Source organism: Pedobacter ginsengisoli, from assembly GCF_030244015.1.
Lineage (GTDB): Bacteria > Bacteroidota > Bacteroidia > Sphingobacteriales > Sphingobacteriaceae > Pedobacter > Pedobacter ginsengisoli.
Map to the genome: position 1 here is coordinate 660,006 of NZ_JASSYX010000004.1, position 26,346 is coordinate 686,351.

Consider the following 26,346-nt stretch of genomic DNA (forward strand, 5'->3'; position numbering starts at 1 on the left):
GTTTGCCAATCATCTAAGTTAAAAAAAGTTAAATAGGCCGGACAATGCAATAAATTATATCTTTGCACATGATAAAATCAATGACAGGCTACGGCCTGGCGTCTACTGATCATAACAACATTAAATTTGCAGTAGAGCTAAAATCTTTAAACAGCAAGTTCCTGGAGCTGAACTTAAAATTGCCAAGGGCTTTCTCTGACAAAGAACTGTTTCTGCGAAATGTCTGCAGCAAAGAAATAGAGCGTGGCAAAGTAAGCGTATCTATCAATGTTGAGCGTGGTGAAGAGAACCTGAAGGGAGCGACGATCAACGCTGCACTGCTGAGCAAATATTACAAACAACTGGAAGAGATCAACCTCGACCTGGGCGCAAACTCCAGTAATCTTTTACAAGCCGCGCTCAATTTTCCCGAAGTGATCAGCTACTCTGATGAAGAAGTAAACGAGGAAGATTGGGAGATCTTAAATGCCACATTTGCTAAAGCTTTAAAGAATTTCAATGAATTCCGGCTTTCAGAAGGCGCTGTATTAAAAACAGACCTAGAGTTGAGGATTAAAAATATTCTTCAGTTCTTCACGGAAGTTGAAGTTCTGGAACCCCTCAGGATTCCGCAGATCAGAACCAGACTGAATCAGTTTCTGGAAGAAAATATAGGAAAGGTGAATGTAGACCAGAACAGACTGGAGCAGGAGCTGATCTATTATATTGACAAACTGGACATTACTGAGGAAAAGATACGCCTGAAAAGTCACTGTGACTATTTTACCGAAACACTGAAAAGCAAGGATGCGAACGGCAAAAAGCTAGGCTTTATCTCGCAGGAAATAGGCAGGGAGATCAATACTATGGGTGCAAAAGCAAATGATGCACAGATCCAGCAATTGGTGGTAGGAATGAAAGAGGAATTGGAAAAGATCAAGGAACAATTATTAAATGTTTTGTAGCCCCGGGGACACAAGACAATATCGTACAAATGAAACAAGGCAAACTCATTATATTTTCAGCACCTTCCGGGGCGGGTAAAACCACCATCGTAAAGCACCTGCTCACAAAATTTCCTGCACTCAGCTTCTCTATCTCAGCGACAACACGTGAGGCACGCGGTGACGAACAACATGAAAAGGACTATTATTTCATTTCAAAAGAAGATTTCCTTCACCGTGTGGCGCGACAGGAGTTTGTTGAATTTGAAGAAGTTTATAACGGCACCTTTTACGGCACGCTGAGATCAGAAATAGAACGCATCTGGAATGCCGGGAAACATGTGATCTTCGACATTGATGTGGAAGGCGGGTTACGCCTTAAACGTAAATATGAAGAGGACGCACTGGCCATATTTGTTCAACCCCCATCGCTGGAAGTGCTGAAAGAAAGACTCAGTGGCCGGGGAACAGACAGCGCGGAAAAGCTACGGGAACGCTTTATAAAAGCAGAAAAAGAACTCAATTATGCGGATAAGTTTGATGTGATCCTCAAAAATTTTGACCTCCATACAGCCTGTGCTGAGGCAGAAAAGCTGGTAGGAGAATTTATAGGTAAATAGCGACCTGACACTATGAAAACAGGATTATTTTTCGGATCATTTAATCCCATACATACCGGACACCTGGTCATTGCCAATTACATGGCCGGTTTCACTGGTTTAAAAGATGTTTGGCTGGTCGTATCGCCACAAAATCCGCTAAAGAACAGAACAAACCTTTCTAATATGTATGATCGCCTTGAAATGGCTAAACTTGCAACAGAAGATACAGATCACATTAAGGTCAGTGATATAGAATTTGGATTGCCCCAGCCATCATACACGGTTGATACACTTGCTTATTTAAAGGAGAAATACCCGGAAAAGGAATTTGTGCTGATTATGGGCGCAGACAATCTCTCTTCCTTCAAAAAATGGAAGAATTACGAGGTGCTCCTGAAAAATTATGAGATCTATGTTTATCCGCGTCCGGGTGCTGATGTAAGCGAGTGGGAGGCGGAGCCTTCCATAACCATCACAGAAACCCCTCAAATGGACATTTCAGCTACCTTTATCAGAAAGGCCATCAAGGAGGGAAAAAATGTCCGGTATTTTGTTCCGGACAAGGTTCTTGACTTTATAGAAAGCAAAAACATGTACCGTTAAGCCTCTCTGTATAGTAAGAATATCGTTGGTTTCTTGTGCAGGTCAATTCTTTCTTTCCGCCATTGTCCGATGCTCATTGTTCTGATGTATTCATCCTCTCCGGTAATATTGCAGGCTACACACAATAAAGTGTGAAGCTGGGTATTCTTTAAAATATCCTCAAACAAATGATTATTCCTGAAAGGCGTTTCTATAAATAGCTGTGTTTGTCTGTTCTTTAGAGCCGCCTGCTCCAGTTCCCTGATCTTTTTGCTGCGTTCTGCTTTATCGATAGGAAGATACCCGTGAAAAACAAAACTTTGTCCATTAAATCCCGAAGCCATTAACGCCAGTAAAATAGAACTTGGACCTACCAGAGGAACTACCTTGATGCCCCTTTTATGGGCCTCAGCAACAATTTCGGCCCCTGGATCAGCTACGCCCGGACAGCCGGCTTCACTCATTAAGCCCACATCCTTGCCTGTCATCAGTTCTTTAAAAAAGGGCACCAGGGAATTACCGCGTTTGTGCTTACCGAAGTCCCGGATAACAAGTTCAGACTGAGGAATTCTTATTCCGGCTTCTTTCAAAAATTTTCTCGCTGTTTTTTCGTTCTCTACTATATATGTACCGATCGCGTTTACCGTATTGCCCAAATAAGCAGTAAAAGATTTATTGGCTGCATTTTCAGTCAGAGGAACGGGGATGAGAAATAGAGTACCTGTTTGCATATTTTTGATTTATTTACAAAAGAAGAAATTTATTTCTGGAGATCGGCTTTTCATTTATAAATAATTATGGAATCTTACGCTTTATCGCATCATTAGCCAAAAGGTTAGCTAATCGTCCTGCAAGGCAATTAGCCCTATAAAATAATATATGTGTAACACATACACTTAGGCTAATTAAATTATGCGGAAAGAGATAATGTTAATGTAATATTTTAAAAACAGATTAAACTTTTGAGTGGAATTGGAACTCAAATTGATATACAAAGATTGTTAGGTAAATTTAAAACACACACAAATGAAAAAATTAATCAAATTACCGGCTATTGTACTGGGGCTCCTGCTCCTCTTAACCGGAACCACACAGCGGGTGATGGCGCAAGACGAAGACATCTCCCTTCAGTCCTTTTATGACGAGTTGTCTCCTTACGGAACCTGGATACAGGATCCGGAATACGGCTACGTATGGAGACCTGATGTCGATCAGGGCGAATTCAGACCATATTATACCAATGGCCGCTGGGTGATGACTGAATACGGAAATACCTGGGTATCCAATTACGATTGGGGATGGGCTCCTTTCCACTACGGAAGGTGGGTCTATAACCGTTACAACCAATGGATCTGGCTGCCGGATACTGTATGGGGACCAGCCTGGGTAAGCTGGAGAAGCGGTGGCGGATATTATGGCTGGGCGCCCATGGGGCCGGGCATGCACATCAATGTCAACATTAACATTCCCTCACTGTGGTGGGTATTTGTTCCACAAAGAAACATCTATTATGATAGTTTCCCACGCTATTACTCGAGAAGGAACATCACGATCATCAACAACACCACGATCATCAATAACACTTATGTCAGGAACCGAAATGCCTATTATACCGGGCCAAGAGCGGACGAGATCAGACGCTACACCGGCCGTGATGTAAATGTGTATAGTGTAAACAGAACCAGCAGACCTGGCAGAACCGGCATCAGCGGAAGCAGGGTGGAAATTTATAGCCCGCGTCCAACCAGAGGCTCATCCAATGCCAATGCAGCACCAAGGACCGCGATTAAAGGCGAAGGATACGCAACCGCAAGACCTGACCGCAGCAGCACTGGCGGCAGAGGAAGCTATAACCTTCCGTCCCGTGAAAATCAGAGAAATGTAACTGGAAGAGATAATGACACCGGCATTCGGGGAAATGAAGGCACAAGAACAGAAAGCTACAGACCGGACCGTTCGAGCAGTGAAAGGGCTGGCAGGGACCGCAGCAGGGAAATCCAGCAGCAAAACAATAACCGTGATGAGAACCGGTCATTTGCCGACAGACCGGAAAGAACAGCGGCTCCTGAACGGGCAACTGCTCCGGAAAGAACAGGACGCCCTTCAAGGACAGAGCAGCCAGCAAGGGTGGAGCAACCTCAAAGAGTAGAGCGACCTCAACCTGTGCAACGCCAGGCGGCACCTCCGCAACGCCAGGAGAGAGTTCAGCAAGCGCCTCCCCAAAGGGTTGAGCAACCAAGATCAGGTGGCGCTAATAACCGTGGCACACAAGGCGGCGGAAGAGAAAGCTCGGGAAGATCATCCAGAGGCGGCAGGGGTTAAAATCCACCTTCAACACCATACAAAAAACCGGTCTAATAATTAGGCCGGTTTTTTCATTATATTTGCAGCCTTTATGATGCACCCTGAAATAGAAAAAAGAAAAACATTTGCCATTATCAGTCACCCCGATGCCGGTAAAACCACATTAACAGAAAAATTCCTGCTCTTTGGGGGCGCCATCAATACAGCCGGAGCTGTAAAGCGCAACAAGGCCAACCAAAGCAATACTTCAGATTTTATGGAGATTGAGAAACAACGGGGAATCTCTGTCGCGACTTCGGTAATGGGTTTCGAATACAGCGGCAAACGCATCAACATCCTTGACACTCCGGGCCATAAAGACTTTGCTGAAGACACCTATCGTACCCTTTCTGCGGTCGACAGCGTAATCCTGGTCGTAGACTGTGTAAAAGGCGTAGAGGAACAGACAGAAAAGCTCATGTCGGTATGCCGGATGCGAAATACCCCGGTAATCATTTTTATCAACAAAATGGACCGCGAAGGTAAAGATGCATTTGACCTGCTCGATGAAATAGAAAATAAACTGAACATCAGCCTTTGCCCGCTATCCTGGCCCATCGGTCAGGGACATACCTTCAAAGGCGTATATAGTATTTATAACAAACACCTGAACCTCTTTGAACCGGACAAATCCAAGATCAGTGAACCGGTCATTGAAGTAAGCGACCTGAACGACGCCAATCTGACCAGCTTCCTGAAATCAAAGGAGCTGGAGGGTCTGAAAGGCGATCTGGAACTGGTGCATGGCGTATATGGTGATCTGGATAAGAACATGTACAGAGAAGGTTTACTTGCCCCTGTATTCTTTGGCAGTGCCATCAACAATTTCGGGATCAAAGAACTCCTCGACACCTTTATTAACATTGCTCCAAGCCCGAAAGGGCGTGAAGCAGAGCAACGTGAGGTTGCCGCAGAAGAAAAGAACTTTTCCGGCTTCGTGTTTAAGATCCATGCCAACCTCGACCCTAAGCACCGCGACAGAATTGCCTTTTTAAGGATCTGCTCAGGTAAGTTTGAACGCAATAAATTTTACTACCATACCCGTCAGGACAAGAAACTGAAGTTTTCCAATCCGATGGACTTTATGGCCAATGAAAAGAGCATCGTAGAAGAGGCCTGGCCAGGAGATGTTGTCGGTTTGTACGACAGTGGGAACTTTAAGATCGGTGATACACTGACTGAAGGCGAGAAACTCCAGTTTAAAGGCATTCCGAGCTTCTCTCCGGAAATATTTAAAGAGCTGGAGAACAGAGACCCATTAAAGACGAAACAACTGGAAAAGGGCATACAACAACTTACCGAAGAAGGAGTGGCGCAGTTATTTGTGATGCAGCCCGGCAACAGGAAAGTGGTCGGCGCAGTAGGAGAACTTCAATTTGAAGTAATTACCTTCCGGTTAGAGCATGAGTATGGAGCAAAGGCAGCATTCAGGATGCTGAGCTATACCCGTTCAAACTGGGTAACGTCCAAAGACAAAACCAAGCTGGCAGAGTTCCTCAAAAGAAAACAACAGCACATTGGTGAAGATAAGGATGGCAATCCCGTTTATTTAGCAGATAACGAGTTCATGATCAATATGACTATGCGGGATTACCCCGATATCGAATTCCACAAAACATCCGAATTTAAGTAGCTAAGCCAACAGCTTCTGTATGGCCGTATGCGTTTTTTGAAACTTAAACTGGGAAAGCACCTCTGTCATCATCCCTTCGATCTCCGCATTACAAAGGTTGCCGATACTGCCTTCGTGGGTATGGTGCACGGCGATGCCTGGCTCAAAAGTACCATTATCAATGCTTTCGCCAACGACCTTATAAGCCTCTCTAAAAGGTATTCCTTTTAACGCAAGATCATTTACTACCTCAACACTAAATAAATAGGCATATTTTTTATCGTTCAGAATACCATCCTTCACGGTGATATTCTGCAGCATAAAGGTCGTCATCTCCAGACACTCGTTCAGTGAAGTAATGGCAGGGAAAAGGTTTTCCTTAAGCAATTGCAGGTCACGGTGATAGCCCGACGGCAGATTGGTGATCATCATGGCGATCTCATTTGGCAATGCCTGAATCTTGTTGCAGCGCGAGCGGATCAGTTCAAACACATCAGGATTCTTCTTGTGCGGCATAATGCTGGAGCCGGTCGTCAGCTCATCAGGGAAACTGATAAAGCCAAAATTCTGGTTGATGAATAGGCACACATCCATCGCCATCTTGGCCAGGGTAGCCGCTACAGATGACATGGCCTGCCCAAGTATGCGTTCTGTTTTGCCTCTGCCCATTTGAGCATAGACCACATTATAATTCAGCCTTTCAAAACCAAGCAGCTCGGTGGTCATGGTGCGATTTAAAGGAAAAGAAGAACCATAGCCAGCAGCAGAACCGAGCGGATTCTTGTTGCAAACCTTCCATGCAGCTAGCATCAGTTCCATATCATCAACAAGGCTTTCTGCATAGGCCCCGAACCATAATCCAAAAGAAGAGGGCATGGCGATCTGCAAGTGTGTGTATCCAGGCAGCAATTTATCTTTATGAATATTGCTTAGGGAAATCAGCTGTTCAAACAGCACAGAAGTATTGCCCACCATTTCCTCGATACAACTCCTGAAAAACAGTTTCAAATCAACCAGCACCTGGTCATTGCGCGAGCGTCCGCTATGGATTTTCTTTCCGGCATCACCAATACGCTGGGTCAGCAGCCACTCCACCTGAGAGTGTACATCCTCCACGGTATCCTCTATTACAAAATCCCCGGCCTCTATTTCCGCATAAATGTTCTTAAGTTCCTTTTGAACTGCAGCCAGCTCAGCAGACTCCAGCAGGCCAATGCTTTCCAGCATTTCGACATGGGCCAATGACCCCAGCACATCAAAAGCTGCCATCTGCAGGTCCAGTTCCCTGTCTTTACCAACAGTAAAGGTTTCAATATCTTTATTTACGTTTACGTTTTTTTGCCAGATCTTCATGTTGCAAAAATACAATAATTACTTAGAGTACCAGAGCGATGTTAAATCTCTATGATCATCGGATGATCGCTCAGGGTGAGTGTCACCGCGTTCGAGTTTTCTACCGAACTGACCGGTAGCGCACCCAGTGTCGGATCATACACCTTTCCGGAGACCGCGTTCTCAAAAGTGATCTTGACCTCATCCACCCTCCTCACCTTTTCAGCCCACACAATAAGAGCGAATTTACCATTTCCCTTTTGCAGCAGCAGGTGATGCGTGGTTTCCGGGAGCTTAGCTATCGAATAATTCAATTTGCCCGGTTTTGAAACCTCAGCTACATTTTCTGTCCCGGTAGCCGCCGGTTCAGCCAAAATACTGGTCAGGTTATGCATGTAGAGTGCCGATTTTCTCGGTGTATAGTCAGGTTTATAGAAACCAAAAGCCTGGTTTCCCGCCTCATCAGACCTGTCCCGCAGCAGGTAAAGCGCCGTATAGCTCCAGCCTCTGGCAAACTGCGCCAGATAGAGGTTCAAAAACATACGGGCCTGCTTTTCTTCAGTAAGGTCCCCGTTTATTGTCGCTCCGGTCTCAGTAGTTACTCTTGGCAGGTCTTGCAGTGCATCTCCTTCGTATCCTTTAAACTTAGCTCTCCAGGTACTTCCGTAATTTCCATAAAGACCATCCACTTTACAAAGCAAACCAGGATCTGCGGCATTCCAGGTTTGGTTGTCATATAGGCCGGGGTGTGAGGGATGCATAAAATAATTGTGGCAGTTGGCATAGTCTGCATATTTGGTGCCGTCGGGCATCGCCGCGCCTGCACCCTTAGGTATTTCCAGAAACTGCAGACCAGTGTTGTCAGTCTGTGCCCCGTTTTCACTCAGACTCCATACCGGGTATTTCCTTAATACCGTATCCTTCTTAACAGCGACATATAAGTCTCGTTGCACTTTAGCCACGGCCACCCAGGACTGCTCCTTCCCACCTTTTTCGCCGTTGTAAGTAATGTCCCAGTTGTTGGGTTCATTCAGTCCCTCAAAAGCCAGCAGCGCACCCGCTTCAGCCAGTTGACGCCCTCCTTCCAGCAAATGGTTTATGTCCGTTCCACCACTCAATAACCCATAGCTAAAGCGTACACCAGCCTGCTTATATACTTCAATCAGGTCAGCAACAGGCACATTTCCTTCATACCCGGAACGAATCCAGCGGATACCTAAATATTTAGCGATCTCAATTGTTTTTTTCAATGACTCTCCGCGGGTTGAAACCGCAGAATTGACACCTATGCTGTTTAAAAAATCGGTCGCTTTCCGGGGTGTCACGGGTTCACTGTGTGGAGTTATTGATTGATTCCGAGGAACTGCGATCTCTGTATGATGATACAAAGGTTTCGCGGCGTTAAGTGCAATTACCGCCAGCATTCCGCTGCAAAGAATTGTAAAAAATTTGATCTGAGGTTTCATACAATGATTTAGATACTAACGTTAAAAATGAGCATTTCTTTTGCAAATTTTCACGTCCCGGCACCACTACCCTTTGATCACTGGTTCCAGCATCTTGATATATAGTTCAATCCCCTCGGCGATCTCATCCACATAAACAAATTCATCAGCCATATGCGACCTGGCTGAATCACCGGGCCCTACCTTTACTGAAGGGATGCTCAGCAGTGCCTGGTCTGATGTGGTTGGCGAGCCGTAAGTAGACCTGCCCAAAGCAATACCTGCTTGCACCAGAGGATGTTCCTTATCAATTGACGAAGGTTTCAGCCGGATAGACCGGGGCTTCACATCGCAGTCCACATTGGTACGGATAATCTTCAAAACCTCTTCATTGGTATAAGCATCAGTAACCCTCACATCAACCGTAAACGTACAGGTTGCCGGAACCACATTGTGCTGTGATCCCGCATTGATAATCGTCACCGTCATCTTCAATGGTCCGAATACTTCCGAAATTTTAGAAAAGCGGTAATTGCGGAACCACTCTATGTCTTTCAAGGCCTTATATATCGCATTGTCGCCTTCTTCACGCGCAGCATGACCTGCCTTTCCGGTAGCCGTACAATCCAGCACCAGGAGGCCCCGCTCTGCAATGGCCAGGTTCATCTGCGTAGGCTCACCTACAATGGCAAACTCCAGTTCGCCAAGGTCCGGCAGTACAAGCTCCAGCCCGTTATTCCCGGAAATCTCCTCTTCCGCCGTGGCAGCCAGGCAGACGTTGTAAGTTAATTTTTCCTGACCATAGAAGTATAGGAAGGTCGCTATCAGCGACACCAGGCATCCTCCGGCATCATTACTGCCAAGACCATATAATCTACCATCTTCTACTGCTGCATCGTAGGGATCGCGCGTATAGCCCGAATTAGGCTTCACTGTATCGTGATGTGAATTCAGCAGCAGTGTTGGCTTTGAGGGGTCAAAATGTTTGTTGTAAGCCCAGATATTATTAAGCTTTCTAAAAGTTTTTATATCACGTTGCTGCAAAAACTGTTCAATTGCATCAGCAGTCTTGTCCTCTTCCTTACTGAATGACTGGATACTGATCAATTGCTTCAACAAATCCAGGCTATCTTTTTGCAGTTGTTCTATCATGTGGTTATTCTTTTGTATATAAAGCCCCGGCCTTAACCGCCGACAGCTTGATGCCTTTAATTAGTGACGAGCTGAATCCATTATGTTCCATCTCGTTGAGTCCGGCAATGGTACAACCCTTAGGTGAAGTTACTTTATCTATTTCCTGTTCAGGATGTGATTGCATCTGTAATAAAAGATCTGCTGCGCCTTTGGCAGTCTGCACAGCCATCTTTAATGCTTCATCGGCATGAAAACCGATCTCTACCCCGCCCTGTGAGGCCGCTCTGATCGCCCTTAAAAAGAAGGCGATGCCACATGCGCACAAGGCAGTAGCCGATGTCATCAGGTCTTCGTTGATCTTTGATGCCGAACCTACAGTTTCAAACATCCGGATCACTTCGTCTACATTTTCTTTGGAAGCATTATCGGTTGCTACGCAGGTCATGGACTGGCCAATGGCAATAGCCGTATTTGGCATCGCCCTGATTACCTGTACCTGCTCTCCGAGTTTGCTCCTGATGTCTGCGCAGCTTACTCCCGAAGCCACAGAAATAAAGACCTGTTTCTCCGCATTCACAACCGGTTTAATCTGGTCCAGCAATTGGTTCAGCTGCTGCGGCAATACCGCCAAAACAATCAGGTCTGCACTTGCAGCAACCGACGCGTTGTCTGTGCTGGTGATGAAACCCCGGTCGGCCAGCATGCTTAGGTTTGCAATGTTCCGCCTGGTCAGACTGATCTGTCCGGGTTCTGCATAGCTTGCTTTAACAAGCCCTTTGGCTAGTGAAATGCCAATGTTTCCGCTTCCTAATATGGCAATACTGCCTTTAAACTGGTTCATAGCTATCCGATTAATCGTGTTCCGAAATTCTGTTGATCTAAGTATGAGAGCTCGTCTGCTTTGCCGATATACACCGCACTCACACCATTTTTTATTGCCTCAAAGGCATTGTGCAGCTTGGGGATCATCCCGCCTGAAACAATGCCCTCCTGTTTTAATCCTTCAAATTCACCGCTCCTGATCTGTGACACCAGGGAGCTGTCGTCATCAATATTCTTCATCACCCCTCTTTTTTCAAAGCAGTAGATCAGCGAAGTCTCATAAAGACCTGACATTGCCACAGCTACTGCAGAAGCAATGGTGTCGGCATTGGTATTCAGGAGCTGTGAATCCCCGTCGTGGGTAATGGCGCAAAGCACCGGTACAAGACCTGCTTCCAGTAAGTTGCGAAGTGTTTCTGATGATACCGATGCAGCGTCCAGGTCACCTACAAAACCATAATCAATCTCCTTTACAGGACGTTTGACCGCCTTGATGATGTTGCCGTCAGCACCGGTCAGACCTATTGCATTGCTGCCTTTGGCCTGCAATTGTGCCACCATATTTTTATTGATCAGACCGGCATAGACCATCGTCACGATCCTTAATGTTTCGATGTCAGTAATCCGTCTGCCTTCCACCATCTTTGCCTCCACACCCAATGAATCACCCAGTTCGGTCGCGATCTTACCACCCCCATGTACCAGGATCTTCTTTCCGGGTAATGCTGTAAAATCCAGTAAAAACTGGTGCAGCTTTTCGGAGTTGTCAATTACATTTCCGCCTATTTTAATTACGTTGAGTTTTTCCATTTGTTTATTGGCTCTCTAGTCGGTCGTCATGCTGAATTTATTTCAGCACCCCGCCCATGCTAATCTACCTTTCTCTTTCCGGATGCTGAAATAAATTCAGCACGACGATCGCTTTATATCAACCCTTCCAACATTTGCTTCAATACCGCCTGCGCTGCCCACAACCGGTTTCCCGCTTCATGGATCACCAGCGAATTTGGCCCGTCCAATATTTCTGAAGACAGCTCCAGATCACGGCGAACCGGCAGGCAATGCATCACTTTTGCATCATTTGTGCCTTTCAATTTTTCATTGTTCAGCATCCAGCCTTCCGGATAGGTCAGGACCTTTCCATATTCCTTATAGCTGGACCAGTTTTTCACATAAATATAATCCGCGGCTTTAAGCGCATCATCCAAACTATGGGTAATGTGCGCGCCCGGAGTAAAATCCTCATTCAGCTCATAGCCTCTTGGCTGTGCAATTGTAAAGTCAATCATACCGTCTTCCTGTGCTTTACACATCCACTCCGCAAAAGAGTTGGGCACTGCCTGCGGCAAAGCCTTGATGTGGGGCGCCCAGGCCAAAACGACTTTGGGTTTATCTTTACCTTTCCATGTTTCCTTGATGGTCACCAGGTCCGCAAGGCTTTGCAAAGGATGACGTGTTGCACTTTCCAGACTCAGTACCGGGACATTGCAATATTTGATGAATTTATTAAAGAAATCTTCGTTGTAATCTTCATCCCGGTTTACCAGCTTAGGAAAAGAACGGAGTCCCAATATATCACAATACTGGCCCATCACTGCTGCAGCTTCACGAATGTGCTCTACTGTAGCTCCATTCATCACTACTCCATCCTGAGTTTCTAGTGCCCAGCCTTCTTTGTCCATGTTCATCACCATCACATTCATGCCCAGGTTAAGCGCTGCCTTCTGTGTACTCAGGCGCGTACGCAGACTTGGGTTTAGAAAAACAAGGCCCAAAGTCTTGTTCTTTCCCAAATGCTGTTGTGAATATGGATTTTCCTTTAGGGCCAGCGCATCTTTTAAGAGCTGGCGGATGTCTTGTACATCGTGTACTGAAGTGAATTGATTCATCCTTTTAAAGCAATTTTAAATTCGTTCAAGAAATGATCCGCCTGGCCTTTGGTTAAGTTTAAAGCAGGCAATAGTCTGATTACATTTGGTTTGGCCTCTCCGGTGAAGATCTTATGCTTAAACAACAGGTTCTTCTTTACATCAGCCAGGTTTTCAGGCAGTTCTATACCGATCATCAGGCCTCTGCCACGCACTTCTTTTACCGCTTCGATCTTCTTAAGTTCTTCGATCAGGTAGCTGCCGACTACTTCTGCGTTTTTCATCAGGTTGTCCTGTTCTATGATTTCGAGAACTGCCAGTGCTGCCGCGCAGGCCAGGTGATTGCCGCCAAAGGTAGTACCCAGCATACCATGCCACGGTTTAAATTTAGGTGCGATCGAAATTCCGGCAACCGGAAAGCCGTTGCCCATGCCTTTCGCCATGGTATACACATCGGCATTCACACCTGCGTAGTCGTGGGAATAAAACAATCCCGTTCTTCCGTAACCGCATTGTACACTGTCGGCGATATAGACCGCATTGTACTCGTCACAGAGTGAACGGATCTTTTGCAGGAAGCTTCCTGATGCTTCTTTAATTCCGCCTACGCCTTGTATGCCCTCTATGATCACTGCGGAGATCTCATTTCCATATGCGGCAAAGGCCTGTGCCAATGCGGCTTCATCGTTGTGCGGAAGGAAAATAACATTATCAGTTTCATTTACCGGCGCTACGATCTTTGGATTGTCCGTAGCTGCTACTGCCAGCGATGTCCTGCCGTGAAAGGCGCCCTTAAAGGCGATCACTTTCTTCCTGTTGTTGTAAAAGGAAGCAAGTTTCAGCGCGTTCTCATTGGCCTCGGCTCCTGAATTGCACAAAAACAGCTGGTAATCTGTCTTGCCGGAGACCTTGCCCAGCTTTTCTGCCAGCTGAGTCTGCAACGGAATTTTAACAGAATTGGAATAAAAGCCTACTTTATGGAGCTGGTCTGTAACACGGGTTACATAATGCGGATGGGTATGCCCGATCGAGATGACGGCATGACCGCCATAAAGGTCCAGGTATTCTTGTCCATTGGCATCCCATACAGTACTGAAGGATGCCTTGGTGATTTCTATGTCGTTTAACGGATATACGTCGAATAAGTTCATGGCGTAGTTCTTTATGTTTTAATAACTTGAATAATTGTGCTGAGGCGCTATGACTGGGTAAAATCGGCGCAGCGGGTTTAATTAAAACGCCGCCGCTTTAAGCCGCAATCCTGCACTTTCTTCAAGTCCAAACATCAGGTTCATGTTTTGCACGGCCTGTCCGCTTGCTCCTTTCAGCAAATTATCTGCGATACTGACAATAAATAATTTATTGCCATGCTTCTCTACGTGTACCAATACTTTATTGGTATTGACAACCTGTTTCAGATCGATATTTTTCCTGCTCACGTGTGTAAAAACATGCGCTGCATAGTAATCTTCAAATATACGCTGTGCCTCTTCGGTTGTCAGATCGCTTTCTACATAAATCGCCGCCAGAATGCCCCTGGTAAAAGCACCGCGCTGAGGGATAAAGTTGATCGTCTGGTCAAAACCTCTGTCCAGTTGTTTCAGGCTCTCTCCGATTTCGTTCAGGTGCTGGTGTTCAAAAGCTTTGTAGACCGACAGGTTATTGCTGCGCCAGCTAAAGTGCGACGTACCTGACAAGCTCTGTCCTGCTCCTGTTGATCCTGTAGTGGCATTGATGTGCACTTCGCCTGTCAGCAGCCCTTTGGCCGCCAGCGGCAGCAGCCCCAGCTGAATCGTAGTAGCAAAACAACCCGGATTGGCTATATAACTGGCTTCTTTTATCTTTTCTCTGTTTAGCTCGGGCAGGCCATAAACCCATTTGCTCCCTGCATTGACCTTCAGCCTGAAGTCCTGGCTCAGATCAATGATCTTTACATCGGCAGCTACCGGATTGGCATCCAGGAATTTCTTAGCGTCACCATGGCCCACGCAAAGGAACATGACATCGATGTCCTGGGACAGCTCCCCGGTAAAACGAAGATCGGTATCTCCAAAAAGATCGGTATGCACATCAGATATCTTATTGCCGGCATTACTGCTGCTGTGTACAAAGGCAATTTCAACGGAAGGGTGATTGATCAGCAAACGGAGCATTTCCCCGCCGGTGTATCCCGCTCCTCCTATTATTCCCGCTTTAATCTTCATGGCTGTTCACTTTATGCCAGATCATGACCTGGTTGCCAAAAATTTTAGAGAAACCTTTTACATCTTCTCCGCTCCATGCATTGTTCATTTCGCCGTAACTGCCGAATTTATTGCTCATCAGGTCATGATCTGACTCAATGCCGATAATGTTGAAGCGGTATGGCAGAAGTTCTACAAATACTTTTCCGCTCACCACTTTCTGCGTATCGGTTAAAAACGCTTCAATGTTGCGCATGACCGGGTCATGGAACTGTCCCTCATGCAGCCAGTTGCCATAGAAAGAAGACAGCTGCTCCTTCCAGGACAATTGCCATTTGGTCAGTGTATGTTTTTCAAGTGTATGATGTGCCTTGATGATCACCATCGGAGCCGCAGCTTCAAAGCCCACACGGCCTTTAATTCCTATAATTGTATCGCCAACATGAATGTCTCTGCCCAGGCCATACGGCTGGGCAATGGCCTGCAATTTCTGGATCGCCCTGACCGGGGCAAATGTTTCGCCGTCAATCGCCACCAGCTCCCCTTTTTCAAAAATCAGTTCCAGTTTGCGTGGCTCCGTCTCTGTAACCTGCGTTGGCCAGGCCTCTTCAGGCAAGGTTTCGTTGGAAGTCAAGGTTTCTTTACCCCCAACCGATGTTCCCCATAACCCTTTATTGATCGAATACCTTGCCTTTTCAGCACTATATACAACACCGCGCTCAGCCAGGTATTCTATTTCCGCTTCGCGGGATAATTTTAAGTCCCTGATCGGAGTAATGATCTCTACCCCGGGAATAATGATGTTGAAAATCATATCGAAACGCACCTGGTCGTTTCCTGCTCCGGTACTTCCGTGCGCTACATAATCTGCGCCTATTTTTTTTACATAATTGGCAATGGCTGTTGCCTGACTTACACGTTCCGCGCTAACGGACAGCGGGTAAGTTGCATTTTTCAATACGTTGCCATAGATCAGGTATTTGATACAGCTGTCATAATAATTTGTAGTTTCGTCAACCACAGCATGAGAAGCAACACCCAAAGCGTAAGCACGTTTTTCTATTTCCTGCAGTTCTTCATCAGAAAAACCCCCGGTGTTCACAATTACAGAATGCACTTCCAAATCACGGTCCTGGGCCAGGTAAATACAGCAAAATGAGGTATCGAGACCTCCGCTAAAAGCTAAAACAACTTTCTTCTTCATATTAAAAACAGCTATTTATTAAATAAAAACGTAAACAATAACAACAGGGACTTCAAGCCCTTATTTTGTGGTTTTGATTTGAGTACCAGCTTCTGCTTAATGCTCATGAATCGTTCATAAAGCGTTGGGTTCTTATGCAGTTCTTCCGCAAATTTCTTTGCTGCCTCGTGCTTTTGTTCCACCGGATCATACAACATAGCTGTGCACATACAGTTCTTACGCTCCTTCATCTTCAGGATCTCAAAGTTCACACAGCTTTGACAGCCCTTCCAGAATTCTTCATCCTGGGTGAGTTCCGAATAGGTGACAGGCTCATATCCAAGGTCTGAATTGATCTTCATCACCGCCAGACCAGTGGTCAGTCCAAAAATCTTTGCCTTCGGATATTTTTGTCTGGACAATTCAAATATTTTATGCTTAATGGCGTTTGCGAGACCCGCCTTGCGGTATTTCGGACTTACGATCAGTCCTGAATTGGCCACAAACTGTCCGTGGCTCCAGGTTTCGATATAACAAAATCCGGCCCATGAGCCATCCTTATGAAAAGCAATGACCGCTTTTCCATCCACCATTTTACCGGCCACATATTCCGGGGAACGTTTGGCGATACCGGTGCCGCGTGCTTTTGCAGACTCTGACATTTCCTCACAGATCTCTTCTGCGAAGACACGATGTTCAGGAAGCGCTACCAGCACTATAAAATCGTTTATATTCATTAATACGATAACGAAAAAATATACATGTTCTGATTAATTGTTTTTTGAGAGGCAATCCTCTGTGGAAAAATTCACTGGTTGATCAGCGATTTACTCAAATGCGCGGCGTATAGGTTTGCCGGTTGGTAGTAACAGAAAATATGGGTCGCAAACGCTCAATAAACAAACTTTTAGAAGCAATATTCTTTGCCTCTACAATAGAAAGTTTATGTGGTGCGTACGTGTTCATTTTCTATTTACAGTTATTCTTTAAATGACTTGAGGCGCAAAGGTTTAAATAAATATCGAGTTGTGCAATACGTTTTTGATTTTTTTACATTTTTCAGTAAAAAGAAATTCAGGTGATTTACCTTCCAAACCGGAAATAATGAGACAGCAAATCCGGCGATCCGTCCATCATGCCCATGATCATATCCATTCCTGTAACTGAAAAAGTAATTCCATTGCCCCCGAAGCCCAGCACAAAATAGCTGTTGGGAAATTTTGGATGGCTGCCGATGTAAGGCAATCCGTCTTTAGTTTCACCAAAAGTCCCCGCCCAGCAAAAATCCTCAATAAAATTAACCTCCGGCAGATACCTTTTCAGGGTCTTCAGCAGTTTGTCTCTTTTCCTCCCGATCAGTAAATCTCTTCTGGTGGCATTTCTGAAATTTTCGTCCTCACCTCCTACCAGCATTCTTCCGTCTTCAGTACTGCGCAGGTATAAATAAGGCAGATCTGTGTTCCAGAATAAGGTATCCTTCCAGACATCCGCATCCTGCCCGCCTTTCTCACTGATCATGGCATAGGTACTTTTCAAGCTGACTATTTTATCGGGCAGCATTTGCTGCGCCTCGTACCCTGTGCAATAGATGATGTTTTTTGCTTTAATACTGGCACCAGTATCTAATTCAAGCAATACATAACCGGTTTCATATCTGACTTTTTGCAATTCAGTTTTGTCAAATACCTGCAGCCCTCTGCTGCTGTTAAAATGCAGGAGGTCATGAGCCAGACGAAAAGCATCGATGCTCGCACCATCGGCAGATGCGATGGCGCCCTCCGCAACAATACCATAAGTCGATCTGAGGGCCGGCCTGTCCAGCCACTTTACATCAAATCCAGCTTCGAAACGGGCCTCGAACTCCTTCCTGAGCCATTTCAGGTCTTTGGGATTTCCTGCAAAATAAACGGACTCTTTTTTCTCAAAATCACAAGTTGACCCGATTTCTTCTACCAGTTTTTCCAGTTTGTATATTGCGTCCCGGCATGCTTTGTAACTAGCTATAGCACCCTGCTGGCCAATCATCTCTTTTAGCTGATATAACGGGACATCGACCTCATACTGAAGCATTGACGTCGTGGCGGATGTACTGCCGTGAGCAATTTCCCGTTTATCGATCAATACAGTATCATAGCCCTTTTCTTTGCAGGCATGCGCCATCAGCGCGCCGGTAATGCCGCTGCCAACGATAACCACATCGCATTCCAGGTTGTTTCTCAGAGAAGGATAAGAATGCATGAGTCCATTTCTTACCAGCCAGAAGGGCTCATTCGAGCGTATATCCATAATTTTACAGTAATCTTTCTACAACAACAAACCGGACATTCTGTTTTCATGCGGAACATTTAAAATTTATGTAAGTTTATCTCATCACACATTTGAATTGAACGCAATGAAACATTTGCTCATCTTGCTCCTTCTTTTTGCAGGTAGTTGCCTGCATGCCCAGGATCTGCCTGCAGCCAAAAACATCGTCGGGCAGCTGACCTCAAAGTCCATGTGGGGCAGGGGCTATACCAACCAGGGAATGGCCAAAGCCGCCGAATTTATCATCAATCAGTTCAAGTCCTATGGCTTAAAACCCATAGCAGGAAAAGATTTTAAACAAGTCTTTTCATTCCCCGTCAATACTTTCCCAGGAAAAATGGAAGTCAGCCTGAACGGCAGGAAACTCATTCCCGGTAAGGACTTTATCGTGATGCCTGAAAGTACCGGTAAAAAAACAGAAGGAAATCTGCAGCAAGCGGACAGCATCACCTTTGTCAATCCCGGTCAGCGGTTGATGGTTCAGCTTAAAGATAAACTCACCTGGTCTGTAGCCCGGCAGCAGGAAGATTACACAGGAATTCAAATCGACAGGAAAACTGTAAAAACTGCTCCGGAAAATATAGAACTGAACATAGAAAACGATTTTGTAGAACAATTCAGCGCCGCCAACATTTGTGCAATGGTAAAAGGCACCAAAAAACCGGACTCCATTATCGTCATCTCCGCGCATTACGATCACCTTGGTGGAATGGGGAGTGACATTTACTTCCCGGGGGCTAACGACAATGCCAGCGGCATCGCCTTTCTCCTGGGCCTAGCCAAATATTATGCGGCCCATCCACAACCCTACAGCATTGTTTTTATTTGCTTTGCCGCAGAAGAAGCCGGGCTGGTCGGTTCTAAATATTTCACAGAGCATCCGCTGATCCCTCTCGAACAGATCCGCTTTTTGATCAATGTAGACATGGTCGGCACCGGTGAAGGTGGAATCACTGTAGTGAATGCCACGCTCCATACTAAAGAATTTGCGCTGCTCAATAAGATCAACAATGACAATAAATACCTTACTAAAATAAATCCAAGAGGCAAAGCCGCCAATAGCGATCATTATTTTTTTACGGAAAAGGGGGTTCCCGCATTTTTCATTTATACCCTGGGCGGAATAAGTGCCTATCATGATGTCTTTGATCTGGCACCAACACTTCCATTCACCGAATACTACGACCTTTTCAAGCTTTTTATCGCATTCAATAAGGCACTGGTAAAATAACTGGCTGACAAAAATAAATAGGCTGGCTGCAAACCAAAATCAGTCTTTTCACGTACATGCTTATATGTACCTCTGAAAAACTAAATGTCAATAGGATATCGCGGCTTACTTCATAAGTAAGCCGCTTTTTTTTATTTAAGGCGATAGTTTAAACCAATTTCCTTTAATTTCGTTTTATATTAAAATCCATATTTATGTTTGACAAATTAATGGCAGCTCAGCAAAAAGCTGATGAAATAAAGAAAAGACTGGACACCATCTCTGTTTATGGTGAAGTGGAAGGCGGAAAGATCCGCATCACGGCAACAGCCAACAAAGTCATTACCTCAGTAGAGATTGACGAAGATTTTCATAAGCAGTCCGACAAGGAAGAACTCGAAGAGCTTTTGCTTACCGCAGTAAATAAAGCGCTGACACAGGCAGAGCAGGTAAGCGCTGCTGAAATGCAAAATATGACCAAGGATATGCTTGGCGGCCTTGGCGGTATGTTTGGCCAATAATTTATTTGAGTCTTAAATTACATTGAAACTACCATTATGAAGTTCACTTATTATGGCCAGTCGTGTTTCTGCATCGAGGCCGATGGCAGGAAATTCCTTTTCGATCCCTTTATCACCCACAATCCGCTGGCAAAACATATTGATATAAAAACAATTGAGGCCGATTACATTCTTGTAAGTCACGGTCATGCCGATCATATAGCAGACCTTGTTGAAATAGCAAACAATACCAACGCCCATGTGATTGCTATAGTAGAAGTCGCTGCCTGGATCAGGAATCAGGGGGTAAAAAATGTAACTGATGTCAACTTCGGAAAAGCAAAATTTGATTTCGGAACATTAAGAACCGTCTGGGCGGTCCACACCAGTGCCAATCCCGACGACAGCTACGGCGGCAACCCTGCCGGATTTGTACTGGAGCTCGAAGGAAAGACTTTTTACTTTGCCGGGGACACTGCGCTTACCTGGGAAATGAAGATTCTTGCGGATCTGTACAGCCTGGACTATTCCATTCTTCCGATCGGTGGTCACTACACCATGGATGTGGACGATGCTTTAATCGCTACAAAATACCTGGAATGTGATAAAGTGATCGGCGTGCATTACAATACCTTCCCGCCAATTCAAATTGACACTGACGAAGCTGTTGCCAAATTCAAAAGAGAGCATAAGACTTTGCTTTTGCCGGGTATTGGTGAAACCATTGAGCTTTAATTATTCCTATCCCGCAACTTAGATTATTGCAAAAGGATTTAAACTAAAGAAAGTCAGCATTACTATTCAAAGGCTCAAAACCCTTAGGCGCGCTGAAAAAGCGCGCAAAGGCTTTACATGCCTTTTCATAGAACGCTGGACTTTCTTTAGGTGTGTTGCAAAAAAAAAGAAAGCGTTCTCAGAGAAGACATAGGATTTGTGCGCTTCTTCAGCGCGCAAGGTCCAGTCTTCGACGAGTAATGCTTTCTTTTTTTTATCTTAAGCTCCCAGCAAGCAATATTAATGCGCAGCCAGCCAGTTTTCTCCCTGCCCGATCTCTACTTCAATTGGCACCGTAGTTTTAATCGCCGTCTTCATCCGGTGTGATATGATGGCTTTCATCGCATCCACCTCCGTTTTCAGCACGTCAAACACCAACTCATCATGTACCTGCATCGTCATTTTCGACTGGAGCTTCTGATCCTGGATGTCTTTATGGATATTGATCATAGCAACCTTGATCATGTCTGCCGCCGAACCCTGGATAGGCGCATTGATCGCATTTCGTTCCGCAAAGCCCCTTACGGTCTGGTTGGCAGAATTGATGTCACGTAAATACCTTCTTCTGCCCAGGATCGTCTCCACAAAACCATTCTCACGGGCAAAGTTCATGGTATCCGACATGTATTTCTTAATCCCAGGGTACTGCGTAAAATATTGTTCAATGATCTCTGCAGCTTCCTTACGCGGAATACCCAGGTTTTGCGACAGCCCAAAAGCAGATTGCCCGTAGATGATCCCAAAATTCACTGCCTTGGCATTACGGCGCTGGGTGGAATCCACATCTTCAATAGAAATGCCATACACCTTTGCCGCGGTTGCCGTATGGATATCAATCCCTTTATTAAACGCATCCAGCATATTTTCTTCCTTACTAATATCGGCAATAATTCTCAGCTCGATCTGCGAATAATCCGCTGACAGCAAAATGTGGTTTTCATCCCTCGGAATAAACGCCTTGCGTACCTCACGTCCCCGTTCTGTTCGAATCGGAATATTCTGCAGATTAGGATTGTTAGAACTTAACCTTCCAGTCGCTGCAACCGCCTGGTTGTAACTCGTATGCACCCGGCCTGTTTTCGGATTAACCAACAAAGGCAACGCATCCACATAAGTAGATTTCAGTTTTTGCAACTGACGGAAATCCAGGATATCTTTTACAATGTCACTTTTACTTGCCAGGGCCAATAACACATCCTCACCAGTCTGATATTGTCCGGTCTTTGTTTTTTTAGCCTTAGGGTCCAGGCAAAGCTTGTCAAACAGCACCTCACCCAGCTGCTTCGGTGAAGCCAGGTTGAACTTAACCCCACACTTATCATATACACTCTGCTCAAATTTCCTGATGTCAATCTCCAGCTCCTTAGAGTAATTGATCAGCGTATCCATATCGATACGCACGCCCTCCTTTTCGATGTCCGCAAGCACATAGATCAATGGATTTTCCACTTCAACAGCTAGCTTTTCCGCATTGAGTTCTTTCAGCATCGGTCTGAACTTATTGGCCAGCTGTAAGGTCACGTCAGCATCCTCCGAAGCATAATCAACCACCTTCTCTACAGGCACATCCCGCATCGTTCCCTGTGCCTTACCTTTTGCACCGATCAGGGTGGTAATGGAAATGGGAGAATAATTGAGATAATTTTCCGACAGGACGTCCATACCATGACGTGTATCCGGATCAATCAGGTAATGCGCCAGCATGGTGTCAAATAACACACCCTTTATGGCAACACCGTACCATTTAAGTACCAGCATGTCATATTTGATGTTCTGTCCGATCTTGGCGATACTTTCATTTTCCCAAACTGTTTTAAACTCGTCCACAATAACCTGAGCCTCTGCCCTGTTTTCAGAAACGGGAATGTAATACCCCTCTCCCGGTTTTATGCAGAATGACAAACCTACAAGGTCAGCAAGATTGGCATCCGTACCTGTAGTCTCGGTATCAAAGGAAATGCTTTCCTGCTGCAATAATAATGCGATCAGGTCCCTGCGCTGCTCAGGTGTACTGACCAGTTTATAATCATGTGGTGTATTTTCAATGGTTTTCGCCTCTGCCTGTTCAAACATAGCTGGCGGGGCTACAAATACCTTCGTGTCACGCTGCGGCATTTCAGTGGCCTGTCCAAAGAGATCAGTCTGCTGGCCAGCACTTCCTTTAGCCTCATTGACACTAAATCCTTCCCCGAAGACACGCTTTCCTATAGTTCTGAATTCGAGTTCAGCGAACAAGGGCTCGAGCAGTTCCCTGCTTGGCTCTTCCAGTTCCAAAGCTTTTTCATCAAATTCAACCGGAACATTCAATAAGATCGTAGCCAGTTTTTTGGAGATCATCCCCTGCTCGGCATACATCTCTACATTCTCACGCTGCTTGCCTTTCAGTTCGTGCGAATTGGCAATGATATTTTCAACAGAGCCGTATTGCCTGATGAGCAGTTTAGCCGTTTTTTCCCCTATACCGGGAATGCCGGGAATGTTATCGACTGCATCACCCCACAACCCAAGTATGTCAATCACCTGCTCTACACGTTCGATCTCCCACTTCGCCAAAATCTCTTTGACACCTAGTACTTCCATCTCATTGCCCATCCGGGCAGGCTTATAAATAAAAATATTATCAGAAACCAATTGCGCAAAATCCTTGTCGGGAGTCATACAATATACCTGGAAACCCTGGCGTTCAGCCTCTTTTGCCAAAGTACCGATGATGTCATCGGCCTCATAACCATCTTTAGTAATTACAGGAATATTAAAGCCCTCGATCATCTTACACACATAAGGAAGTGCAGTAGCCAGGTCTTCTGGCATCGCTTCCCGATGTGCTTTATAACCTACAAAATCCGTATGTCTTTCTGTAGGGGCATCCGTGTCAAATACAACAGCGATGTGACTTGGCTTTTCCTTTTTCAACACTTCCAGCAGGGTATTTGCAAATCCCATCACTGCAGAGGTGTTGATTCCTGTAGAAGTAAACCTGGGAGCTTTGCTCAGTGCGAAATGCGCGCGGTAGATCAGCGCCATGCCATCAAGAAGGAAGAGTTTTTTCATCTGTTTATTTATTGTTTTATTTATGATGAAGCTATCATGATTTATTTATACAAAAATATGCTTTGAAAATCATGATGGTTTCATATAAGATTAATGTTAATTGATAAAGGTAATAATACTCTAATAATTTCCGTTATTTGACGATTATGAGATCTATAAAATATCTGGCACTATTCTTTCTTGTCCTGTCATCCCTATATTCCAAAGCGCAGGACATCATTGTGATCAAAGAAGGTAACTTTATAAGGGGAACCATCAAAGCTACAAATTTCTCCTCAGTTGTCTTCAGGAACGACGAGGAAAGCATGGTGCAGTATGAGGCTAAAGACATCAAAGAATTTGTCTGGAACGGCGAAACCTATGTGAGCAAACCCATATTGATCAATAAGCGCATGGAGTTCCGTTTTTTCAGGCTTCTTGAACAGGGCACAGTCAACTTATATTCGATAGGCGGCAACACAATGGCTGCAGAACCTCCTCAGAAGCGCGCAAAAGTCAGGCCATCAGTCGCTGTTGGCGGTGGCACAGGTGGTCTGGGCGGTGGTATAGGCATCTCTATCGGTGGTGGCAGGCGGAGCGAGGCCGATCAGCCAAAGAGAGTCATGCCAACAACTTATTTTATTGAACGGCTCGGTACCGGCCCCTTAATGGAAATACCGGTGGAGGGGGCAAATTCTGAAGGTAAGGCTCAGCACATTAAAAACATATTGCTGCAAAAATTAACTGGCAGTGAGGACATGATCAAGCGCATAAACGCAACAGAAACGTTTGATGCCAGCCAGGTTAAGACCCTGGTCGTGGATTACAATTCAATAAAAAAATAGTTCTTACCTGCTGATACAGCCAACCTTGTGGTCATTGACCATGCCCGTTGCCTGCATATGCGCGTAACAAATTGTGGTGCCAAAAAACTTGAAACCCCTTTTCTTCATGTCCTTGCTGATCGCATCAGAGATTTCCGTTCTTGCGGGAACATCTCTCATGGTTTTGACATCATTGATCAATGGTTTTTTACCCGGCAGAAATCCCCAAATGTAATCGGCAAAGGACCCGAACTCCTCCTGGATACCGATAAACAGTTTTGCATTGCTGATCGCGGCGTTCACCTTTAGCCTGTTCCGGATGATGCCCGCATCGTTCATCAGCCGCTCCACATCCTTTTCAGCAAATGCCGCTACCTTTTGTACATCAAAATCAGCGAAAGCCTTTCTGTAACCTTCTCTTCGCCGGAGAATGATGATCCAGCTCAGTCCAGCCTGTGCACCCTCAAGAATGAGAAATTCAAAAAGGACTTTATCGTCATAAACAGGCTTGCCCCATTCTTCATCATGGTATTTGATATACAGCGGGTCATTCCCGCACCAGTCACATCTGATCACATCTGTCATTGCTTAATTTTTTGATTTTTATTTTATAACTCAATCAGCGGATCCCAGAAAAGTACTTTAAAATTCTGGACCTTGTCATTCTTTATCCTTACACCCTCAGCTTCCAGCAATTCCTGCATCAGGTCAGGGGTGGCAAAATGGAACTTGCCGGTAAGCAAACCACTGCTATTGACCACCCGGTGGGCCGGTATCGGCGGATGTGCCTGAGGAGCATTGGCCATTGCATAGCCCACCATTCTGGCAGAGCCTCCGGAGCCCAAACTTTTGGCAATGGCTCCGTAAGAAGTGACCCGCCCCTTTGGAATGAGCCGTACCAATTCAAAAACCTGATCATAGAATGACTGTTCCATTATTCAAATGAGAATTGGATGTAATTTATATTTTTATCGTGTTTTAGGTAAATCCTTTCATAATGGGTCTTTATGCAAAGCACCTCATCTGCAAATTCAGATTTGTACAGCTGGTTTGTGTTTTTATGGCATACCATTTTCAGTGCGTTTACTGTCTCCACGGTGTACTGATAGAGCCCGTCATTGTCCGTCTTCAGATTGATTTTACCGCCCGGTTTTAAAAACGATTTGTATTTATTCAGAAAGCCCGGGTAGGTCAGTCTTTTTTTCTCCCGGCTGTCCTGCGGCTGAGGGTCCGGAAATGTGATCCAGATCTCATCAACTTCATTTGCTCCAAAATAATCCACAATATCCTCAATCTGGATCCTCAGAAAAGCCAGGTTCTGAATGCCTTCATCCATCCCTGTGCGTGCCCCTCTCCAGATTCTGTTTCCTTTCAGATCGACCCCAATAAAATTCTTGCCCGGAAACATTTTGGCCAGTCCGACTGAATACTCTCCCTTTCCGCATGCCAGTTCCAGCACTACAGGATTGCTGTTCTTAAAATGTTGTGCTGCCCACTTCCCGCTCAGCTCCCTGCCTTCTTCAAGCTGATACACATTAGGAAACGTATCTATTTCCGCAAACTTTCTTAATTTATCTTTGCCCACTGCTTTATGATATTGAAATACAAATTTATAGAAAACTTCTTACGCTACGTCATCCTGACCCCAAGAAGCTTCAAAGCAATATACGAC

General features: G+C 45.3%; 25 protein-coding genes. 9 read left to right on the forward strand and 16 right to left on the reverse strand.

Translation table 11 applies throughout. The annotated features are described in order from the left end of the window. The first annotated feature begins 80 nt into the window (after positions 1 to 80). Genes QEP08_RS20150 through nadD form a run of 3 tightly spaced genes read left to right on the forward strand, consistent with a single transcriptional unit; the run spans position 81 to position 2,128 of the window. Positions 81 to 944, forward strand: coding sequence for a YicC/YloC family endoribonuclease (locus QEP08_RS20150; RefSeq protein ID WP_285060723.1), 864 nt, complete (start codon positions 81 to 83; stop codon positions 942 to 944). A 29-nt stretch (positions 945 to 973) separates the two neighbouring features. Next, entirely contained in the window at positions 974 to 1,543 is a 570-nt protein-coding gene (gene gmk / locus QEP08_RS20155) for a guanylate kinase (protein WP_285060519.1), read from the forward strand. A gap of 12 nt (positions 1,544 to 1,555) precedes the next feature. Then, the gene (gene nadD / locus QEP08_RS20160) at positions 1,556 to 2,128 is read left to right on the forward strand and encodes a nicotinate (nicotinamide) nucleotide adenylyltransferase (RefSeq protein WP_285060520.1); all 573 of its coding nucleotides are present in this window, start codon (positions 1,556 to 1,558) and stop codon (positions 2,126 to 2,128) included. Here the strand turns inward: nadD and QEP08_RS20165 are convergent. Next, the gene (locus QEP08_RS20165) at positions 2,125 to 2,838 is read right to left on the reverse strand and encodes an SAM-dependent methyltransferase (RefSeq protein WP_285060522.1); all 714 of its coding nucleotides are present in this window, start codon (positions 2,836 to 2,838) and stop codon (positions 2,125 to 2,127) included. The two genes, nadD and QEP08_RS20165, sit on opposite strands and share 4 nt — an antisense overlap. A 295-nt stretch (positions 2,839 to 3,133) precedes the next feature. On the opposite strand from QEP08_RS20165, the gene QEP08_RS20170 reads away from it, so the two are divergent. Both QEP08_RS20170 and QEP08_RS20175 read left to right on the forward strand, forming a co-directional pair. After that, positions 3,134 to 4,429 carry a DUF6600 domain-containing protein gene (locus tag QEP08_RS20170; protein ID WP_285060523.1) on the forward strand — a complete coding sequence of 432 codons (1,296 nt, stop codon included), beginning with the start codon at positions 3,134 to 3,136 and terminating at the stop codon, positions 4,427 to 4,429. 73 nt (positions 4,430 to 4,502) lie between these two features. Then, the gene (locus QEP08_RS20175) at positions 4,503 to 6,083 is read left to right on the forward strand and encodes a peptide chain release factor 3 (protein ID WP_285060524.1); all 1,581 of its coding nucleotides are present in this window, start codon (positions 4,503 to 4,505) and stop codon (positions 6,081 to 6,083) included. Here QEP08_RS20175 and argH read toward each other — a convergent pair whose 3' ends face one another. From argH to QEP08_RS20230, 11 genes are all read right to left on the reverse strand, one after another. Beyond that, the gene (gene argH / locus QEP08_RS20180; RefSeq protein ID WP_285060525.1) at positions 6,084 to 7,415 is read right to left on the reverse strand and encodes an argininosuccinate lyase; all 1,332 of its coding nucleotides are present in this window, start codon (positions 7,413 to 7,415) and stop codon (positions 6,084 to 6,086) included. Positions 7,416 to 7,456: 41 nt separating this feature from the next. Beyond that, positions 7,457 to 8,860 (reverse strand): hypothetical protein, encoded by a 1,404-nt coding sequence (locus QEP08_RS20185; protein ID WP_285060527.1) that lies wholly within the window; start codon positions 8,858 to 8,860, stop codon positions 7,457 to 7,459. 66 nt (positions 8,861 to 8,926) lie between these two features. Further along, positions 8,927 to 9,991, reverse strand: coding sequence for a M20 family metallo-hydrolase (locus QEP08_RS20190; RefSeq protein WP_285060529.1), 1,065 nt, complete (start codon positions 9,989 to 9,991; stop codon positions 8,927 to 8,929). 4 nt (positions 9,992 to 9,995) lie between these two features. Continuing rightward, entirely contained in the window at positions 9,996 to 10,814 is an 819-nt protein-coding gene (proC, locus tag QEP08_RS20195; RefSeq protein ID WP_285060530.1) for a pyrroline-5-carboxylate reductase, read from the reverse strand. Between the two features lie 2 nt (positions 10,815 to 10,816). Further along, on the reverse strand, positions 10,817 to 11,605 hold the full coding sequence (gene argB, locus QEP08_RS20200) for an acetylglutamate kinase (RefSeq protein ID WP_285060531.1): 789 nt from the start codon (positions 11,603 to 11,605) through the stop codon (positions 10,817 to 10,819). Positions 11,606 to 11,718: 113 nt separating this feature from the next. Continuing rightward, complete coding sequence (locus tag QEP08_RS20205; protein ID WP_285060532.1) at positions 11,719 to 12,684, reverse strand: Rossmann-fold NAD(P)-binding domain-containing protein; 966 nt, start codon at positions 12,682 to 12,684, stop codon at positions 11,719 to 11,721. After that, complete coding sequence (locus QEP08_RS20210) at positions 12,681 to 13,814, reverse strand: aspartate aminotransferase family protein (protein WP_285060535.1); 1,134 nt, start codon at positions 13,812 to 13,814, stop codon at positions 12,681 to 12,683. The genes QEP08_RS20205 and QEP08_RS20210 overlap by 4 nt, the downstream gene beginning before the upstream one ends. Positions 13,815 to 13,895: 81 nt before the next feature. After that, entirely contained in the window at positions 13,896 to 14,867 is a 972-nt protein-coding gene (gene argC, locus QEP08_RS20215; protein WP_285060537.1) for an N-acetyl-gamma-glutamyl-phosphate reductase, read from the reverse strand. After that, positions 14,857 to 16,050 (reverse strand): argininosuccinate synthase, encoded by a 1,194-nt coding sequence (gene argG, locus QEP08_RS20220; protein WP_285060540.1) that lies wholly within the window; start codon positions 16,048 to 16,050, stop codon positions 14,857 to 14,859. The genes argC and argG overlap by 11 nt, the downstream gene beginning before the upstream one ends. Before the next feature lie 11 nt (positions 16,051 to 16,061). Continuing rightward, positions 16,062 to 16,766: a GNAT family N-acetyltransferase gene (locus QEP08_RS20225; RefSeq protein ID WP_285060543.1), complete on the reverse strand. Its 705-nt coding sequence runs from the start codon at positions 16,764 to 16,766 to the stop codon at positions 16,062 to 16,064. 346 nt (positions 16,767 to 17,112) lie between these two features. Then, positions 17,113 to 18,315 (reverse strand): NAD(P)/FAD-dependent oxidoreductase, encoded by a 1,203-nt coding sequence (locus QEP08_RS20230; RefSeq protein WP_285060544.1) that lies wholly within the window; start codon positions 18,313 to 18,315, stop codon positions 17,113 to 17,115. 106 nt (positions 18,316 to 18,421) lie between these two features. Here QEP08_RS20230 and QEP08_RS20235 point away from each other — a divergent pair, with 106 nt between their 5' ends. The 3 genes from QEP08_RS20235 (at position 18,422) to QEP08_RS20245 (ending at position 20,781) form a co-directional block, all read left to right on the forward strand. After that, the gene (locus QEP08_RS20235; protein ID WP_285060546.1) at positions 18,422 to 19,567 is read left to right on the forward strand and encodes a M28 family metallopeptidase; all 1,146 of its coding nucleotides are present in this window, start codon (positions 18,422 to 18,424) and stop codon (positions 19,565 to 19,567) included. Positions 19,568 to 19,761: 194 nt separating this feature from the next. After that, the gene (locus QEP08_RS20240; protein WP_285060548.1) at positions 19,762 to 20,067 is read left to right on the forward strand and encodes a YbaB/EbfC family nucleoid-associated protein; all 306 of its coding nucleotides are present in this window, start codon (positions 19,762 to 19,764) and stop codon (positions 20,065 to 20,067) included. Positions 20,068 to 20,103: 36 nt separating this feature from the next. Next, a complete protein-coding gene (locus QEP08_RS20245) occupies positions 20,104 to 20,781 on the forward strand; it encodes a metal-dependent hydrolase (RefSeq protein ID WP_285060550.1) in 678 nt (225 codons plus the stop codon). Positions 20,782 to 21,060: 279 nt separating this feature from the next. On the opposite strand, the gene polA is transcribed toward QEP08_RS20245, so the two are convergent. After that, positions 21,061 to 23,871 carry a DNA polymerase I gene (gene polA / locus QEP08_RS20250; RefSeq protein ID WP_285060552.1) on the reverse strand — a complete coding sequence of 937 codons (2,811 nt, stop codon included), beginning with the start codon at positions 23,869 to 23,871 and terminating at the stop codon, positions 21,061 to 21,063. A 146-nt stretch (positions 23,872 to 24,017) separates the two neighbouring features. Here polA and QEP08_RS20255 point away from each other — a divergent pair, with 146 nt between their 5' ends. Then, complete coding sequence (locus QEP08_RS20255) at positions 24,018 to 24,695, forward strand: hypothetical protein (RefSeq protein WP_285060554.1); 678 nt, start codon at positions 24,018 to 24,020, stop codon at positions 24,693 to 24,695. Between the two features lie 3 nt (positions 24,696 to 24,698). On the opposite strand, the gene QEP08_RS20260 is transcribed toward QEP08_RS20255, so the two are convergent. Genes QEP08_RS20260 through trmB form a run of 3 tightly spaced genes read right to left on the reverse strand, consistent with a single transcriptional unit; the run spans position 24,699 to position 26,259 of the window. Next, on the reverse strand, positions 24,699 to 25,259 hold the full coding sequence (locus tag QEP08_RS20260; RefSeq protein ID WP_285060557.1) for a DNA-3-methyladenine glycosylase I: 561 nt from the start codon (positions 25,257 to 25,259) through the stop codon (positions 24,699 to 24,701). A gap of 23 nt (positions 25,260 to 25,282) precedes the next feature. Then, positions 25,283 to 25,609 (reverse strand): MGMT family protein, encoded by a 327-nt coding sequence (locus QEP08_RS20265; RefSeq protein ID WP_285060559.1) that lies wholly within the window; start codon positions 25,607 to 25,609, stop codon positions 25,283 to 25,285. Continuing rightward, positions 25,609 to 26,259, reverse strand: a complete 651-nt coding sequence (trmB, locus tag QEP08_RS20270) for a tRNA (guanosine(46)-N7)-methyltransferase TrmB (RefSeq protein WP_285060560.1) — start codon at positions 26,257 to 26,259, stop codon at positions 25,609 to 25,611. Before trmB ends, QEP08_RS20265 begins: the two co-directional genes overlap by 1 nt. Positions 26,260 to 26,346: the final 87 nt, after the last annotated feature.

Excerpts from the sequence above, each read along its gene's own strand:
- QEP08_RS20150 (WP_285060723.1), top strand. The coding sequence starts at position 81 with ATGACAGGCTACGGCCTGGCGTCTACTGATCATAACAACATTAAATTT.
- gmk (WP_285060519.1), top strand. The coding sequence starts at position 974 with ATGAAACAAGGCAAACTCATTATATTTTCAGCACCTTCCGGGGCGGGT.
- nadD (WP_285060520.1), top strand. The coding sequence starts at position 1,556 with ATGAAAACAGGATTATTTTTCGGATCATTTAATCCCATACATACCGGA.
- QEP08_RS20165 (WP_285060522.1), bottom strand. The coding sequence starts at position 2,838 with ATGCAAACAGGTACTCTATTTCTCATCCCCGTTCCTCTGACTGAAAAT.
- QEP08_RS20170 (WP_285060523.1), top strand. The coding sequence starts at position 3,134 with ATGAAAAAATTAATCAAATTACCGGCTATTGTACTGGGGCTCCTGCTC.
- QEP08_RS20175 (WP_285060524.1), top strand. The coding sequence starts at position 4,503 with ATGATGCACCCTGAAATAGAAAAAAGAAAAACATTTGCCATTATCAGT.
- argH (WP_285060525.1), bottom strand. The coding sequence starts at position 7,415 with ATGAAGATCTGGCAAAAAAACGTAAACGTAAATAAAGATATTGAAACC.
- QEP08_RS20185 (WP_285060527.1), bottom strand. The coding sequence starts at position 8,860 with ATGAAACCTCAGATCAAATTTTTTACAATTCTTTGCAGCGGAATGCTG.
- QEP08_RS20190 (WP_285060529.1), bottom strand. The coding sequence starts at position 9,991 with ATGATAGAACAACTGCAAAAAGATAGCCTGGATTTGTTGAAGCAATTG.
- proC (WP_285060530.1), bottom strand. The coding sequence starts at position 10,814 with ATGAACCAGTTTAAAGGCAGTATTGCCATATTAGGAAGCGGAAACATT.
- argB (WP_285060531.1), bottom strand. The coding sequence starts at position 11,605 with ATGGAAAAACTCAACGTAATTAAAATAGGCGGAAATGTAATTGACAAC.
- QEP08_RS20205 (WP_285060532.1), bottom strand. The coding sequence starts at position 12,684 with ATGAATCAATTCACTTCAGTACACGATGTACAAGACATCCGCCAGCTC.
- QEP08_RS20210 (WP_285060535.1), bottom strand. The coding sequence starts at position 13,814 with ATGAACTTATTCGACGTATATCCGTTAAACGACATAGAAATCACCAAG.
- argC (WP_285060537.1), bottom strand. The coding sequence starts at position 14,867 with ATGAAGATTAAAGCGGGAATAATAGGAGGAGCGGGATACACCGGCGGG.
- argG (WP_285060540.1), bottom strand. The coding sequence starts at position 16,050 with ATGAAGAAGAAAGTTGTTTTAGCTTTTAGCGGAGGTCTCGATACCTCA.
- QEP08_RS20225 (WP_285060543.1), bottom strand. The coding sequence starts at position 16,766 with ATGAATATAAACGATTTTATAGTGCTGGTAGCGCTTCCTGAACATCGT.
- QEP08_RS20230 (WP_285060544.1), bottom strand. The coding sequence starts at position 18,315 with ATGGATATACGCTCGAATGAGCCCTTCTGGCTGGTAAGAAATGGACTC.
- QEP08_RS20235 (WP_285060546.1), top strand. The coding sequence starts at position 18,422 with ATGAAACATTTGCTCATCTTGCTCCTTCTTTTTGCAGGTAGTTGCCTG.
- QEP08_RS20240 (WP_285060548.1), top strand. The coding sequence starts at position 19,762 with ATGTTTGACAAATTAATGGCAGCTCAGCAAAAAGCTGATGAAATAAAG.
- QEP08_RS20245 (WP_285060550.1), top strand. The coding sequence starts at position 20,104 with ATGAAGTTCACTTATTATGGCCAGTCGTGTTTCTGCATCGAGGCCGAT.
- polA (WP_285060552.1), bottom strand. The coding sequence starts at position 23,871 with ATGAAAAAACTCTTCCTTCTTGATGGCATGGCGCTGATCTACCGCGCG.
- QEP08_RS20255 (WP_285060554.1), top strand. The coding sequence starts at position 24,018 with ATGAGATCTATAAAATATCTGGCACTATTCTTTCTTGTCCTGTCATCC.
- QEP08_RS20260 (WP_285060557.1), bottom strand. The coding sequence starts at position 25,259 with ATGACAGATGTGATCAGATGTGACTGGTGCGGGAATGACCCGCTGTAT.
- QEP08_RS20265 (WP_285060559.1), bottom strand. The coding sequence starts at position 25,609 with ATGGAACAGTCATTCTATGATCAGGTTTTTGAATTGGTACGGCTCATT.